This is a genomic window from Gracilibacillus caseinilyticus (assembly GCF_022919115.1).
Classification (GTDB): Bacteria; Bacillota; Bacilli; order Bacillales; family Amphibacillaceae; genus Gracilibacillus; species Gracilibacillus caseinilyticus.
In genome coordinates, this window is the sequence record NZ_CP095072.1 from 152,217 (window position 1) to 168,855 (window position 16,639).

The following is a 16,639-nucleotide window of genomic DNA, read 5'->3' on the forward strand; positions in this document are numbered from 1 at the left end:
TAAAATCGTTATATATCAGCTTCGTATCCTATCTTGTCACTTACCTTAAGACATTTTTATTCTTCTATATATGAAAATTGCTACACCAAGCATCATTAAAATCCCGCCAATCAAAATCAACCTATTCATATTGGTTGCCGTGTCTGGCAGTCGCTCACCAGATTCTTTGTTAGTATCTTCCTCTGAATTGGATTCCGTGACGCTATCATCAGAGAGTTCTTGTTGAGTTTCTTCTTCCGAATCTTGACTATTCTCTTCTGTTTCCGAACCGGTATTGTCTGTTGGATCGTTTCCTCCGTTCTTACTTGCGTTGTCTGAATTTTTTTCAGAATTGTTATTATCATTGCCAGAATTGTTATTATCATTGCCAGAATTGTCTTCGTCTGTACCCTCTTCTGCATCTTCCTCATTCTCGTCAGGCTGCTCTGGATCCTCTCCGAGTAAATCCGTAATTCGCCCTTCCACCTCTGGAGCAACCTTACCATTTAAATCATCTATCATATACTCGCGTAATTGTTCCCAGTCAATTTCACCAATATCTCTGACGCGCCCTTCATTGTAAGCTTGGGCAAATACTTCAAAACCGTCTCCACCTTTACCAGTAAAATTATTCGTCGTTACTAAATAAGTCTGACCGGCTTTGATTTCCTGATACTTCCCATCGATTTCCACTTCCATCTTCACAATGCGAGACCCGGGTTCCTGGGTACTGTCATAACTAACTTTCATACCGGCAACTTGCAGGAATCCGCCGCTTTCTTTAGGAGCCTGACGAACACTGTGCTCTAAGATTTTCTTAATTTCTCCACCTGTTAGTTCAGTAACCACTGGATCATTGCCGAACGGTAACACCGCAATTACTTCACCAACCGTAATCGGACCTTGATCAATGGCGGCACGGATACCACCACCATTTTGCATCGCAACCACGACATCTGGTTCTTTTTCCTGCGCTTTTGAAAGCATGGCATCGGTTATTAAATTACCTAATGCTGTTTCATTCGCACGCACGCTGACATCACTATCACTGAGACGCGGATTTGGAATAGACTCTATAGCAACAGCACCTGTCTCCTGATTGGCTAATGCATCGACCTCATCTTTGTATGAGGTGAGTACTTCTTCCGCTTCAGGATCGGCTTCTTTTTCATTTACATCGATTAATTGACCACCATAGTCAACAACTGTTCCATTCTCATCAAATGACACATCTAATGTCCCAAGCATTTGCGCATACTGATAAGCTTGAACAATAACAGTTGGATCTTTCTCAGCACCATTTTTATCTGTCGAAACGATGTCTGGCTCGTCCAATCTTGTATGGGAGTGTCCACCGACAATAATATCAATACCATCAACGACAGTTGCCAGTTGCACATCATTGCCCATGTTCGGATTACTGTTATAACCAAGATGATTGACTGCAATAATTTTATTGACACCTTGCTCTTCAAAGGCAGCAACCGCCCGCTGTGCTTCTTCCATATAGTTTAAAAACTTTACATTAACCGGGCTTGATATATTTGCCGTATCTTCCGTTGTTAAGCCGAAGATTCCTACTTTTTCGCCGTTAATTTCTTTTATAATACCATTATACACGGATCCATTTTCTGGTGACTCCGCAAATTTTTGATCATTTATGTAACTGTTCATAAACGAATCTCCTGAAAAATCAACATTTGTCCCAAGCAAAGGGAAGTCTGCTGCTGCTACGAATTTTGATAAAGACTCATGCCCATTTTCACCAGAACCGAGATCAAACTCATGATTACCAAAAACCATGGCATCGAAATCCATCATATTTAATAATGCTAAATCAGCTTGTCCTTTAAACTGGCTAAAATACAAGGTTCCTGAGAAAACATCGCCGGCATGGAATAACAATGCTTCCGGATTTTCTGCACGCACTTCCTTTATTGCCGTTAACATCTTTGGTAATGGTTCTACATGTGCATGGGTGTCATTCATATGCATAAGTGTTAACGAATAATTCTCATTATCATCTTCGGCAGCAAACATACTTACAGGTAACACGAGCGCTAATACGACAATTGCCATCACATACAACTTCAAAGAAAAAATGGTCAGTCTAGAGCTAAACATTATCATTGCCTCCTAAATAATTTTTTTAAATAGAAGTAAGTCGTGATAGTGTGCTATGCTATCATCCTACAATAATCCTCCTTTTTTTACCATCTTCTTTCATTTTAAAAATAATTTATTAAACGATAATGACACGCTCGTAAAATACTTGTAAATTTTTGCAGAAAATCCCCCTCTGTAATATCTAGAATTCTATAGCTGCTAGTAATACGAATTATGTTAACAGCATAGTGGTAATTTTGAAATTATTCGGGTGATTGATCGGTATGTATAAGCTATCAGAAATGTTACCATCATACTCCTTTTAAATTATAATGCTAAGAACCACTGCTATTTACTGTGTTTAACGTTTATTGGCATCCAGCTCTTTACACTCTTCAGCAAATTACCCTATTGACAGAAAAGGGACAAGAGAACCGTCCTCTTGTCCCGAATTTCTTATAAAATGGCACTTTTCACTTGTTTGATATAGAAATATCGCACTAGCAAAAAATAGATGATTTGAATGACAGCGAAGCTTCCCAACACGAGCGAAGATTCTGCTGTTAAGTTGTAATCGAATAGATGAGATAAAGCGGTTAGTGCTACAGCACCGTGAACCAAAGCGATAATTATTGGTGAGAAGAATAGTAATGCAATCTGCCGGTGCACCACTTTTTTTAACTCAGATTCTTTCAAACCAATCTTTGCAATAGCACGGAACTTGCGCTTTTCCTCATCCAAATCAGTAAATAGGCGGAAGTAAAGGAAGCTACCGGCGGAAACAAAAAAGACAATTCCAATAAACAAACCAATAAATAAAATCGGCCCATATGCTTTATTAATTTGATAAAGCGTATAATCATTGGCATATGCTTTATGTGGCAATTGTTCGTTTAATTTTCTTCCTGCTTCGAGTATTTGATCCTCTTGTCCTTCTTTTGCTTCCCATACAATACTCAAGTCGGTTCTCAATGGTGATCCTAGCCGGTCGTACGCCTTGTCATTTACCACATAGTAACCATTTAATTCAGAAAATATCTCTGAATGCACTACTTCTTCAGGTTGGATTTCCTGTCCAATATCCATTTGAATACTAGAGGCCATCAGCTTTTCACTTGCTTTCGGCCCTTGAGTCAGCATCGCAGCACTCTGTTCCACTACAATTGCCTCGTTTTCATCTGGATGTACTTCCTTCTCTCCAATTAAGGCAGCAAAGCGATTATAGTCAGAAGCACGAGTAATCAATACGCCATTGCTCATTTCTGATGTTTCAAAATAACGTAACTCAGCTGATTCCATCTTAGCCTCTACATCTTCTTCCTTCAGAATAGCATTAATCGTATGAATATCCTTCTCGATCACTTCTTCACTATCATCCTCCCAAGGTAAATATTCTATGGTATATGGATTAGCATCCTTTACACCTTTCGTGAGATAGGATTGAAATCCATATAGCGTACCAATCGCACTAAAAGCCACCGTTGAGATAATAGCCACTAAGAAAAATGTCCTTGCATTATCCTTCATTCGAAATGACAAGTCAGAGAATAACAGCATATTTGTTTTCCGCCAGAAAATAAGTTGATTCCCTTTTAAAAGACGGATTATAAAAACACTTAATTGCGTAAATAAAAGATACGTTCCAAGTGTGACAACTAAAATAACAGGAATCATTGCAAAAACAACAGTAGCACCCTTTACGTAAAGAGCAGTTCCATAGCCAGCAATAAGTAACAATGCTGCTAGAATGGACAGGAGCACAGAAGCTTTCGGTTCTCCCTTGGATTGTTTATCTCCTTTAATTAAATCAATTAATTTATTAGTACGAAGAATAAACGAAACAAATACCGATATACAGAAAAATAATAAGATAAAGCTCAGAAACGTCACTAAGATAGCCAGAGAAGGAAAATAAAAATCAAGTGATTCATTAATTATTAATACATTCTCCGCAATTAATAAAATCACTTTTGCAAATAGTAAACCAGTCAAGATACCTCCGACTGTCGCAAAAAAACCTATTAAGATATTTTCCAAAAATACCATTAGTCGAATTTGTCTGTCGGAAGCTCCCAGCATCATTAATAAGCCAAATTCTTTCTTTCTGGATTGTAAAAAAGAACTCATTGAATAGAGGACAAAAAAGAAAGAAAACACATAAATGATTCCACCAGAAACAGCCATGCCAAATAAAGCATTTTGATTGATCGAACCACCTGTAAACGCTGGATGAAACGCGAATATGGCAAAAGTGAAAAATACCATCACCGTGAACATACTACTAAGGAAGTAAGCAATATACATTCGTTTATTACGAAGTACATTATTAAACGCGAACTGACGAAAAGTCATTGCCATCGCCTCCCATCAAGGAAAGCATGTCTATTATTTTCTGAAAAAATGCTTGTCTGCTCTCCCCACGGTGAATTTCGGAATGTAACTTGCCATCTCGGATAAAAATAACTCGATCTGAATAGCTTGCCGCTTGCGGATCATGTGTCACCATCAATAAGCTTGCTTTTTCCTGCTCATTGATCGATACCAACATCTTCATCACATCTTTTGATGCTTTGGAATCCAGGTTTCCTGTTGGCTCATCTGCTAACAGTAACTTAGGCTGATGTATCATTGCCCGGGCAATAGCAGCTCGCTGTGCCTGGCCACCAGATATTTCGGATGTCCGTTTACTCATGATTGAAGAAATACCAAGATTTTCAGCAATTTTAGATGCCTTTTCTTTCATCTCTTTAACATTAGTACCATCTAACGTCAGTGGCAGTACAATATTTTCTTCAACGGTCAATGTATGCAATAAATTGAAATCCTGAAAAATAAAGCCCAATTCATTTCTACGGAATTTAGCTAAATCATTTTTCTTCAGATTATGAGGATTTTTCTCTTCGATTTCTACTGTTCCTGTAGTCGGTGAATCGTTTGTAGAGATAATATTTAGCAAAGTCGTTTTACCACTTCCGGATGGACCCATAATCGCGACAAATTCACCCTTTTCAATTTCTAAATCAATATCAGTAAGGGCACGGTAAGCTACTTTACCATCGTAAACCTTACTTACTTTTGTAAGTTTAAGCATAATCATTCTCCTTTCAAAACTTATAGTAAAAGTATAGCCAAGTCTTTACCTTTTAACTATCGATTATGCTTTCACGAATCTTACAGTGATGTAAGGTTTTGTGTTTTGGAAAAAATGATTCGAATGGTTGTACCTTTACCAACTGTTGATTCCAATTCGAGGCGATGATCCAATCTATCTGCAACTTCTTTTACTAGATATAGTCCCATACCTGTTGATTCCCGATATTCACGCCCATTTTCACCAGTATAAAACTTGTTAAAAACACGCTTTTGATCCGCAATCGGGATACCGATTCCAAAATCCTTTACCTCCAGGACCGCTTCTCCTAAATTTTCATAAAGTGAAATCTCCGTTTGATTTGCTTTTCCAGTAGTATATTTAACAGCGTTATGTACTAGTTGCGTTATCAGAAAAAAAAGCCATTTTTCATCGCTCTCCACTGTTATTCCTGGTTTCTTTTCCTTTAATTGTGGATACACTTCATTTCGAATATAGAAACGCCTGTTTTCACCGTTCACTTCATGTACCAGTTTGGATAACATGACAGGCTTAATCTGAAAATCTTCTGAAATGGTTCGGAGCCTTGCTATATAGAGGACCGTATTCAACCCATTTCGCATTCGATCTGTTTCTTCACGAATACTGGATGATTCTGGCTCATCTAGTGATTGTGCAGTTAGTTCAATCACTGAAAGTGGCGTCTTCATTTGATGAACCCAACGATCCATAAATAACAAATGCTCATCCTGTCTCTCCTCCGCTTTTTGCAGTTCTTCCTGATAGTGACGATATTGCGAGATCAGTAATTGGTCGAGTGCTTTTGAAATTGGTGTATATTCGGTTGTCTTAAGCGAGTCCTCTAGAGATACCATTGGATGTTGCAGCTTTTGGTAAACATTTTTTCTACTTGCATATCGATAAGCTAGTACGGCTGCTGTCAATATGATGGATAAAAAAACAGCGTAAATACTCACCTTAAAATCTCGATAGCCGTCTAAAAAAAAGAGTATAGAGATCAATACAGACTGGCTTATCTGAACCACTATCAATAACAAATGTTCACGAAGAAATAATTTCATGCTTCTTCCTCATTCCATGTAATTCGAAGGCGATATCCTGCCCCTCTAACCGTTTCGACAGCATCTTCAATTCCTAGCTCTTCAAATTTTTTCCTTACACGAGCAATGTTCACATTCAAGGTATTCTCATCAACATATGATTGAGCATCCCATATTTTTTCCAATAAATCCTGCCTGCCAGCAATACGTGGATATCGCTCCAACAGGCTTTCCATAATGTCGGTTTCGTTTTTAGTTAAGAGGGCCACTTCATTTTTAAACCTCAGTTCTAATCGTTCCGGATACAAACTCAATCCATCTTGAGTAAGTACCCTTTCCTCTACCTTAGCCGCATATTCCCCATAAGCCCGTCGTAGCTGACTTCTAATTTTCGCCATCACAATATCAGGATGAAATGGCTTAGTAATAAAATCATCTCCTCCATTATCTAACGCCATGACTTGATCCATTTCACCTGTTCGCGCCGAAATAAAAATCACCGGACAAATCGACTCTTTTCTAATTTGCCGGCACCAATAATACCCGTCATAACTTGGCAGATTGATATCCAGTAACAGCAGCTTTGGCTGTACTTCGCGAAAGGTGGCCAGAATATGATGAAAATCCTTGGCAATCATTACTTGATAGCCGTATTTCTCTATATAAGAAGATAAATATTCTGCGATTTTGATATCATCTTCCACAATCATAATTTTTTCCATGTCTGGTGTCTCCTAGCACATTAATTGATTTACGTTTAATATAACATATCCATTTCGTTTGAGACCATTTAACTGATCCGTTCATTCCTAAAATAGAGGGGGAATGTGTGACTAGGACAATCAAGATGTACATATTGATTGTCCTAGTTACACGTAATAGAAGTGGAAGAAAACTAAGAAGTGCTTAAAGGGGGAGTGAGATTGTCCGATGGAGCTCTCTTTCGATCAACTCAGTATTGAATTGAAGCTGAATTAGCCGATTGGATCGTTCTATTGCCCAAAGCATTTGGAAACAGAATCAAAAGGTTTTGACAATCGCCCCTGAGTAAATAACTTTGTGGAGTAGAAGGTGGAAATTATATAATCTTACCGTATCGTTTTAACAATTGTTTGTAAACATCCGCTGTTTTAGTCTTTACTTCATAAGAAAAAAGCCGAACATAACATGCATGAAAATCCGTGTTACGTTCGGCTGTTACTGTGACTAAAAATTATTTAGTCACAGGCTTATTTTTTCTTAATGATATTTTGTTCTTTCGCCATTTTTTTCGCTATGATTGGTGCATCCCAGAGTGATGGCAGCAGGAGTAATGATACCGGTGCTGCAGTTACAACGATAAAGTTTTGCAGCATACCGACTGTTTCCTCTCCGATCGCTAATAACGATACCCCAACAACGCCAAACATAAGCGCCCAAAACACACGAGTAATACGATTAGGTTCATCCGTACCACTTAATGTCACCGCAACGGTATAGGACATGGAATCAGCAGTGGTAGCTACGAATACAACTGATACAATAATAAATCCAATCGCAAATGCAGTTCCCAATGGAATTTGATTCATGATAGCCATCACCGTAGCGGGCATTCCACTTTCAATAAGTGCAGTCGATACAGAACCCGGGTTTTCCAGTTCAGAAAAAATTCCTGTACCACCGACAACAGTGAACCAAATGTTACTAACAATTGGCGCGATAATAGCAACAGCAATAATCAATTCTCGTATTGTTCTTCCTCGCGATATTTTACTGATAAACATCGCCATCATTGGGCCGTAGCCAATAAACCATCCCCAGAAAAAGATGGTCCACGATCCCAGCCAAGCCTGGTCTACCCGATATAAACTCATAGACAAAAAGTTTTGCAGGTGAAAGGCTTCTGCGCCAAGAAATAAATCTATGATAAACAACGATGGTCCAAGAATGAACATGGCAATCATTAACATGACAACCAGACTGACATTCACTCGGCTAAGCCATTGAATACCTCGTTTCACACCAGTCGCTGCCGAAATAGAAGCAATCACAGCTAAAAAGATAATAATGATAGACTGGGTAATAAACGTATTCGGAATATCAAATACTGCTTCCAGTCCATAGCCGACTTGAAGACCTAAAAAGCCTATTGGTCCAATAGTTCCCGCTGCTGTCGCTACGATCGAAACAATATCAGCCAATGAGCCAATAAAACTGTTTTTAAATATTCTCTCACCGAACATTGGGTATAAAAAGGTTCGTGGCTTTAGAGGGTGACCTTTGTGATAATGGGCATACATAAGCACGATCGTCGTTAACGTACCCAAACATGCCCATGCTGAGAAGCCCCAGTGTAAATAACTTTGTGCCATTGCAGGTATTGCGGATTCTATCGTTCCTTTTTCGATACCTGTAAATAGCGGAGGTGTCGTCACATAATGATACATTGGTCCTGCCGCGGCCCAAAAAACTCCCCCACTAGCTAAAAGTGTACACAGAATCATGGAAATCCAGCGAAAATTTCCGATTTCTGGTCGATCAATTTTACCAAGTCGTACTCTTCCATATTTACTAAACGCTAATATTAATCCAATAATAAACATGACAAGCAATAATACTTGCCAATATGCTCCGAAATACTTTGCTGTAAAAGAGAATGAATCATTGATCAGCTGTCCCACTAATTTATCATCAACAAGCGATGCGATGACAAATAGAATAAGCAGTCCTCCACTTATACTAAATGCGATCCAATCCAAACTCTTCTTCTTCCTCGTATAGTCATCCATCATTTTCCTCCTACAATACTTCCAGATAATCGTTACTTCTATGAACCTTATCCCGCTAGCCTAACCGCAAAATTCCATTATTGGAATTAATATTCATACTCTAGAATATTAGCGATAAATTGGTTGCAGATAAAAGCACAGATCATCAATTATAGGATAATGAGGACAATAAGTCAAAACACCCTTCGTTCTATCACTGAGTCAATTACACCAAAATATGGAAAGGGTATTTAAGCGTCTTTTTTTGAAAAAAGCGTATATGAAGCATTGAAAATAGCAATTAACAAACCAGCGATTGGGAACACAAGCCAGTTAATATGCCATAATCCAAAGACGAAACCGCTAATCAAGAAAAAGATAACAGCTAATGGCATGATGATTGAAGCAATCGCTCCGTTTATACGTCCTTCCTTTTCGGCAGCCCTTCTATTAATTGGACGCTCCAGCAGTGTCGTAAAACTACCATGCACCGTACCAAAATAAACAAATAGATAAATAGCGAAGGCGACCAATGTCAGCATAACGACCACACCAAAGATAATCAATTGCTCACTCACAGCCATTATAAAAATAAGAATGGCAGGCGATAAGATGATTAGAGAAACACCGCAAATAAGGGCAGCCACAAATCTTGGATGCTGATTGTTTTTCATCGTTTCTACTTTATAGTGGAGTTCCTTAGTCAAATCGAAATTCATCTGCTGATTAATATATTTAAATTTATCAAGTTTCAAGCCAGCGTAAATAAACAGACTTACGGCAATGGCAACGAGTATGGTAAATAGAATAACACCTGTAGTGAGAGCTAGGCTTCTATTCATATAGCCATTCTCAAATAATGCTGTGAAAAAGACTATAGTTGCTGATCCTATAATACAAAGCAAAACACCGATCCCTATCCATTTAGCTGCTAATCTATTTGTTTCGAGGTATTGATCAACCTCTGTTTCTGTCAGCAGCTGATTTGATCCTGTTTGTTTCTCCTGGGTAATATCAAAAGCTTCCATAATTTCATCGATATTACCGAACTCAGATATAACAATGCCAACCGCTTCATTTTCTGTCTTTCCATCTTGCTTTAATTCATGATACTTCTCTTCCATATTAGCCAAGAGCTCATCCCGTAATTGCTTCATTTCCAATGTTTTAGGAAGGGAAGCAAACATATTATCTAAATAATTGATAATCGTCTCCATCAGCGAAATTCCTCCTTAATAAATTGATTGATCACATCTTTCGTTAATTCCCACTCGCGACACTTCTCTTTGTAAAACCGCAGTCCTGCTTCGGTAATCTTATAATAAGTTCTTTTTTTGCCGAAGGTCTGCTCTTTATGAAAGGATTCAATAAACCCTTTCTTTAGCAGTCGGTTAAAGGCAGAGTATAGCGTTGTTTCCTTAATGATATATTTTTCATCAGACAGCTCCTTGATCCTTTTGGAAATTTCATAGCCGTACGATTCTTTCTCTAATAATAAATAAAGAATGATGGTGTCATTGTAACCGCGAATCACATCACTACTAATCAATAAGCTGATCCCCCTTCTTCACATGTTATTTTACTTCGTCTGTCGTAGTAATCTTATCATACCATAATTACTACGACAGGTGAAGTAATTTTTTTCCGAATAAGAAAAACCGGGCATAACCAGCCCGGTCTTAACTAACAAAATAATATACAACTACCTATAATATGGATTATGTTAAGTGGCACATAGCGGTCATCTTGAAATGATTCATGTGCTGGGACACCTTTACCAGCCACTTTTCGCCCTGTGGGAGTCTATGTGCCGGCCTGCGCTATGGTACAGACTTTTTAAGGAGACAAAACCAGCCGGGAAACACCAGCATTTGTCTTCTTTCTTTTTAAACACTACAAATCTTGTTGCGCTGCTTCCCACTTTTGGTCCCTTTCTCGCTAAACGATACAAATCTCTGGTGACTGCTCCCCACCTTTGGTTCCTTTCTCGCTAAACGATACAAATCTCTGGTGACTGCTCCCCACTTTTTGTCCCTTTCTCTTTAAACGATACAGGGCGTTTTTGATCGAATGCCCCCTCTTTCGACCATTAACCGCATCTCACATACAGCTATAAAGTAATTTACATATTTTACCACAAACCGTACTATAGTCTGTTTTATTCCGTATAATTCCACAATAAAAAAATATGCCTTCTCGACGTAGATGCCTAACATACTCTATCAATAGCTTCGTTTCTTCTTCTCTATAAAAAAAGTAGACACTTCACTCCAACTTCTATTGACGTGCGCCCACTGAAAACGAAGCAATTTTTAGGAGCTTTGCAAAGCAGATGAAATCTAGCAAAATTACCACAATGTCAGACAGTTCTACTTTACTAATCCATATTATAAGAACCCATAACCATGTTCAGCATGATTACTTCTTTACTCATTAGAAAAACTGGGCAGTTCCACCATCTGTTTTCATAACAGTCATCATGTGTTCCCATATTAGCAAAAAAGCGTATTATCCAAGAGCAGATAATACGCTGGGGCTATTTCTGTTTATTGATGCTTGGTACTTCTACAGCACCTTTTCATTGAATTAAAGCACTACTTGCACCATAACCATATACACAACCGTTCCTGTTGCAATGGAGAGAAGCATGTTTTTCTTCCAGAAATGGATCAGGACAACGGTTGCTACACCAACTAGTTCAGGTATGCCATAAGACCCCGATAGAAACGTTACATCTTTCAGACAATAGATCACCAACAGACCTAGTACCGCTGTTGGCAACACTTTCCCTAGGTAACGAATATAATCCGGCGTAGTCTTACCAGCTGGAAACAGGATAAATGGCAGAAATCTGGTCATCATGGTCCCTAGTACAACCATCGCAATCGTGATAACCTGCTGTGTTAAACTCATTGTCATACGGTGCTGACCTCGACTTTCTCCTGTGGTTTTCTAAGTAGAGTGAATACGGCTAAAATAGCGAGCATAGTAGGTATAATAAACAGATCTCCTCCGAATATGACAAGGCAGATAACGGAACAGCCCAGTCCTATAATGGCACTCTGATGTTTTTTCTCTTTCATCCAGTTGTCCATCAAAATAACGACAAACAAAGCCGTCAAAACAAACTCAAGTCCTTCTGTATTGAACGGGATAAGCGCTCCAAAATACGCCCCTATGATGGAACCAGCTACCCAATAGCCATGATTAAGCATTGTTACGAAAAACATAAACCAGCCCCTGTCAATATGGTCTGGAATATATGCTGTACTATTAATTGAAAAAGCTTCATCTGAAAGACCATATATCAGGTAAAACTTTTTCTTCCCCATCCCTTTATACTTCTCCAGCATCGAAACACCATAAAAAAGATGTCTTGCATTAACCATTATCGTTAAAGCCAGTGCATATAGCGGATTGAAAGTCGCTAATAATAACGTAGCTGCCAAGAATTCCATAGATCCCGAATAGACCACTAAACTCATTACAATCGGATAAATGGGATGAAAGCCTAATGAGTTCATGAAGATCCCATATGCTATGCCTAGAAAAATAAAGCCAGCCATAATTGGAATGGTAAGCGGAAATGCCGAACGTAATGCTGCTGTTATATGATTTCTGTCTGTCATACGATCACTTCCTGATAAATTACTGTATATTATTTTTATCACAATAAATCCATACAATAAACAAAAGAATTGTATGGATTACAATTCTTTTTGCTTACCATCATATGCAGGAAAAGATGAACTCCCCTGCTTTCTTCGACAAAATTGGACAGATATATGCATACAATCAATGGTATAATTGTACTAATTATAAATTGTGAGGTGTACCATGCCAGTAAATTCATTCGATCATTATCCAATGTCCTGGAAACCTGATAAACAAATATTGAAACGCCCTTATTATCAGTCATTAGCTGCGTTGCTGGAACAGGAAATAACAAATGGCTTTTTGGCACCTGGAACGAAGCTGCCACCACAACGAGAATTAGCTGATTTTCTTGATTTAAATTTCACCACCATTACCCGCGCCTATAAAGTTTGTGAAGAACGGGGCTTAATCTATGCCGTTACTGGAAGTGGAACCTTTGTCTCGGCGAATGCGACTCGTTCGATTACGATTTCAACCGATCAAGTCGCTACGAATATCGATTTAGGATTTGTCGCCTCTTTTGAACAAACGAATGCAATGGTAACAGAAACGATTGAAGAGGTTGTAAAGAAAAATTATTTAGAGCAATTGCTCAATTATAATGATCCGACGGGCATCCCGCATCAAAAAAAGGCAGCACTTAATTGGATGGCATCGTTCGGAATCAGTGTCGACCAGGACCACGTAGCGATTGTTTCTGGTGCGCAAAATGCGTTAGCGATCAGCATGTCGGCACTATTTGAACCGGGAAATCGGATTGCCACCGATTTATATACGTATTCTAATTTTATCGAATTGGCCAAAATGTATCAGATTCAGCTCGTTCCTATTATCAGTGATACGTATGGAATGTCAGCAGAGGAACTGGAGAAGCAGTGCAACAAAACCAATATTCACGGCATTTTTCTCATGCCTTCTTGCAGTAATCCTACTACGATCATGATTCCGGATTTTAGAAAACGAGAACTTGCCGAGGTCATCCGCAAGCATCGGTTAATTTTAATTGAGGATGATATCCACGCTTTTCTAACAGCTGGCATTATACCTGATTATCAGCAGCCTATGTTTCATCTGCTTCCAGAACAGACGGTTTATATTTGTGGTACGGGCAAATCGATTTGTTCTGGCTTACGAGTTGCCTATATGGTTTATGGAGATGTGTTGCGCGAGAAAATTTTGCGGGCTATTTTTAATATTAATCTTAAAACCTCTTCATTAGATGTGGAGATTATTACAGAATTGATCCTATCTGGCAAGGCGCATGAAATCATTACACAAAAAAAACAGCTGGCACAAACAGCGAATGATATTTATTCTGAGTATTTTCCAATTAGTGAGACAAACGGACATCCCCTTAGTTTCTATCGTTGGCTTCCAATCCAGGGACACGGCAATCAAATAGAACAACAATTAGAAGAACACGGCATTCGCGCTTTTCATTCTGATCGTTTTCTAAGTGGTCAAACAACGCCTGATAAGTATTTACGCATTGCCTTGTCGTCTGCGAAGTCTATGGATAAATTGCGAATAGGTTTACAAATTTTAAAACAGTATCTTAACCAATAGGAATGGTTAAGATATTGTTATGGATATCAATTTAAGAATGCTTGTATACTTTTTTGTTTACATGCATTCATTGCTAATGATAGCTACCTATAATATGGATTATGTAAACTATATGCTTAGTGTTTATTTTGAAATGATTCATGTGCTGGGACACCGCTCCGGCCATCCACTTCGCGTCCTGTGGGCACGGCTGAAGCTAACTTTGTGAAGAAGATCGCTTCACAAAGTGGATCTTCAGCACCTGCCTGTCCCGCGGGAGTCTACGTGGTTGGCCTGCGCTAATGTATAGCTCCACAATTCATGCGGCAGCTAGGATGTGTAGCGCTATCTGCGAGATTCACACCTTAATTTGATAAAATACAATGCCTAGCATGACTGCTTTTTGCTGTTATATACGTTGTAGAACTTTCCCTAAAGCGTAGGAAATATGCGGAGACTCCCGTGGAATCAGCTCGAGCTGAAGATCCGAAAGAAAAGAATTTTCCTTCCTAAGTTAGCAGACCGCCGTGCCCACAGGACGCGGAGCATATTTCCGGAGCTTTGCTAAGCAGTTAAATTCTATCAAAATTACCACAATATCAGACAATTCCACTATACATAATCCACATTATAAGAACCCGCCCTTAGGCGATGAATGATATGCTTTCTTCATTCAAAAAAGCCACTCTTATCTTGGGTTGATAAGCAGTGGCTTTTCTAGTTAGTTTATTCTATTTCTTTTTCACAATCTTTTGTTCTCTCGCCATCTTAGCTGCGATTTTCGGTGCATCCCATAGTGCTGGGAGCAGCAGTATGGAAACAGGGACTGCTGTTACTACGATAAAATTCTGCAGAGCAGTGATACTTCCCTCGCCAATCGCTAATAAGCAGACAGCGACAACACCGAACATAAGCGCCCAGAAGACACGAATGAAACGGTTCGGTTCATCGGTACCACTTAATGTGACCGCAACTGTATAGGACATCGAATCTGTAGTAGTCGCCACGAATATAATCGTCACAATTATGAAGCCAACAGACAATAAGAAACCTAGTGGAATCTGATTCATAATCGCCATTACAGCTGCCGGCATACCACTTTCGTTAAGAGCGGTGGACACCGAACCTCCATTTTGCATTTCGTAGAAAATACCCGATCCACCAACGACAGTGAACCAAAAGTTACTAACAATCGGTGCAATAATGGAAACCGCGATAATTAATTGTCTGATCGTCCTACCGCGGGATATTCTACTCATGAAAATGGCCATCATTGGGCCATAACCGATAAACCAGCCCCAGAAGAAAATGGTCCAATAACCAAGCCAGCCCTGATCAACCCGATACAGACTCATCGTTAAGAAATTTTGCAGATAGAAGCCTTGCGAACCAATAAACAGATCAATGATGAACAACGTTGGTCCCAAAATCAACATCGCTACCATTAACACAACCACAAAGCCAACATTTATTCTACTGAGCAATTGAATACCTCGCTCAATACCAGTGGCTGCTGAAATCGAAGCAATCACTACTAAGAAGATAATGATGAGAGACTGCGTAAAAAACGTATCAGGGATTCCGAATATTTCTTGTAAACCATACCCTACTTGCAGACCAAGAAAGCCGACAGGTCCAATCGTTCCAGCCGCAACAGACACGATCGAAACAATATCTGTAATCGTACCTATAACACTTTTGCGAAAAATTTTCTTACCAAACAATGGAAACAATAAAGTACGTGGCTTAAGTGGATACCCTTTGTGATAATGAGCATACATCAGCACAATGGTCGCAAGGGTACCTAAGATGGCCCAAGCTAAAAAACCCCAGTGTAAGAAACTTTGTGCCATTGCCGGGAATGCAGCTTCCATCGTCCCATTTTCCATTCCAGAGAATAAAGGTGGTGTCGTGATAAAATGGTACATCGGTTCTGCCGCTGCCCAGAACACTCCCCCACCAGCTAATAGTGTACATAGAATCATCGAAATCCAACGATAATTATCATTTTCCGGCTTAACCAAGTTACCCAGACGTACTTTTCCATATTTAGAAAAAGCTAATATTAATCCAATCACAAAGGTTGCTAGCAATAATACCTGCCAATAAGCTCCAAAATACTTCACTGAAAAGTTAAAGCTCTCATTAATCCACTGACCAGTTATTTGGTCATCCCAAACAGAAGCGAGGACAAATAGAATAAGGATGCCTCCACTAATACTAAAGGTAATCCAATCCATTCTGCTTTTTTTTTCTATCTCGTCGCGCATTATTTTCCTCCTATAATGTAATACCGTTACTTTTATCTTAACCTGATTCGTGTTTATTATAATTTTATTCTTTTTCAAAAATTAAGCTTTCCAAAAGTCAGCAACTCGCTCTTTCCCAAATAATCTTAAATAGTTTAGTGATAGTTCCACCTGCCAATCTTATTTTAAGCACAGATTTCACAT

The 16,639-nt window shown here is 39.0% G+C and carries 12 protein-coding genes; 1 reads left to right on the forward strand and 11 read right to left on the reverse strand.

All coding sequences use genetic code 11. From position 1 onward, the window contains the following. Positions 1-45: 45 nt before the first annotated feature. From MUN88_RS00595 to MUN88_RS00640, 10 genes are all read right to left on the reverse strand, one after another. A complete protein-coding gene (locus tag MUN88_RS00595; protein WP_244719617.1) occupies positions 46-2,103 on the reverse strand; it encodes a 5'-nucleotidase C-terminal domain-containing protein in 2,058 nt (685 codons plus the stop codon). A 438-nt stretch (positions 2,104-2,541) separates the two neighbouring features. After that, positions 2,542-4,437 carry an ABC transporter permease gene (locus tag MUN88_RS00600; RefSeq protein WP_244719619.1) on the reverse strand — a complete coding sequence of 632 codons (1,896 nt, stop codon included), beginning with the start codon at positions 4,435-4,437 and terminating at the stop codon, positions 2,542-2,544. Further along, positions 4,412-5,176, reverse strand: a complete 765-nt coding sequence (locus MUN88_RS00605; RefSeq protein WP_305852486.1) for an ABC transporter ATP-binding protein — start codon at positions 5,174-5,176, stop codon at positions 4,412-4,414. The genes MUN88_RS00600 and MUN88_RS00605 overlap by 26 nt, the downstream gene beginning before the upstream one ends. A gap of 80 nt (positions 5,177-5,256) precedes the next feature. Beyond that, positions 5,257-6,258, reverse strand: a complete 1,002-nt coding sequence (locus MUN88_RS00610) for a sensor histidine kinase (RefSeq protein ID WP_244719623.1) — start codon at positions 6,256-6,258, stop codon at positions 5,257-5,259. Beyond that, a complete protein-coding gene (locus MUN88_RS00615; protein ID WP_244719625.1) occupies positions 6,255-6,959 on the reverse strand; it encodes a response regulator transcription factor in 705 nt (234 codons plus the stop codon). The genes MUN88_RS00610 and MUN88_RS00615 overlap by 4 nt, the downstream gene beginning before the upstream one ends. A 507-nt stretch (positions 6,960-7,466) precedes the next feature. Then, the gene (locus MUN88_RS00620; RefSeq protein WP_244724243.1) at positions 7,467-9,005 is read right to left on the reverse strand and encodes a BCCT family transporter; all 1,539 of its coding nucleotides are present in this window, start codon (positions 9,003-9,005) and stop codon (positions 7,467-7,469) included. 230 nt (positions 9,006-9,235) lie between these two features. Beyond that, positions 9,236-10,201 carry a permease prefix domain 1-containing protein gene (locus tag MUN88_RS00625; RefSeq protein WP_244719628.1) on the reverse strand — a complete coding sequence of 322 codons (966 nt, stop codon included), beginning with the start codon at positions 10,199-10,201 and terminating at the stop codon, positions 9,236-9,238. Next, positions 10,201-10,533, reverse strand: a complete 333-nt coding sequence (locus MUN88_RS00630; RefSeq protein ID WP_244719631.1) for a PadR family transcriptional regulator — start codon at positions 10,531-10,533, stop codon at positions 10,201-10,203. The genes MUN88_RS00625 and MUN88_RS00630 overlap by 1 nt, the downstream gene beginning before the upstream one ends. Positions 10,534-11,570: 1,037 nt before the next feature. Then, positions 11,571-11,903 carry a branched-chain amino acid transporter permease gene (locus tag MUN88_RS00635; RefSeq protein WP_244719635.1) on the reverse strand — a complete coding sequence of 111 codons (333 nt, stop codon included), beginning with the start codon at positions 11,901-11,903 and terminating at the stop codon, positions 11,571-11,573. Further along, positions 11,900-12,613: an AzlC family ABC transporter permease gene (locus MUN88_RS00640; RefSeq protein WP_244719637.1), complete on the reverse strand. Its 714-nt coding sequence runs from the start codon at positions 12,611-12,613 to the stop codon at positions 11,900-11,902. The genes MUN88_RS00635 and MUN88_RS00640 overlap by 4 nt, the downstream gene beginning before the upstream one ends. A gap of 208 nt (positions 12,614-12,821) precedes the next feature. Between MUN88_RS00640 and MUN88_RS00645 the strand changes: the two genes are divergently transcribed. After that, on the forward strand, positions 12,822-14,207 hold the full coding sequence (locus tag MUN88_RS00645) for an aminotransferase-like domain-containing protein (RefSeq protein ID WP_244719640.1): 1,386 nt from the start codon (positions 12,822-12,824) through the stop codon (positions 14,205-14,207). Positions 14,208-14,917: 710 nt separating this feature from the next. On the opposite strand, the gene MUN88_RS00650 is transcribed toward MUN88_RS00645, so the two are convergent. Continuing rightward, a complete protein-coding gene (locus MUN88_RS00650; protein ID WP_244724246.1) occupies positions 14,918-16,444 on the reverse strand; it encodes a BCCT family transporter in 1,527 nt (508 codons plus the stop codon). Positions 16,445-16,639: the final 195 nt, after the last annotated feature.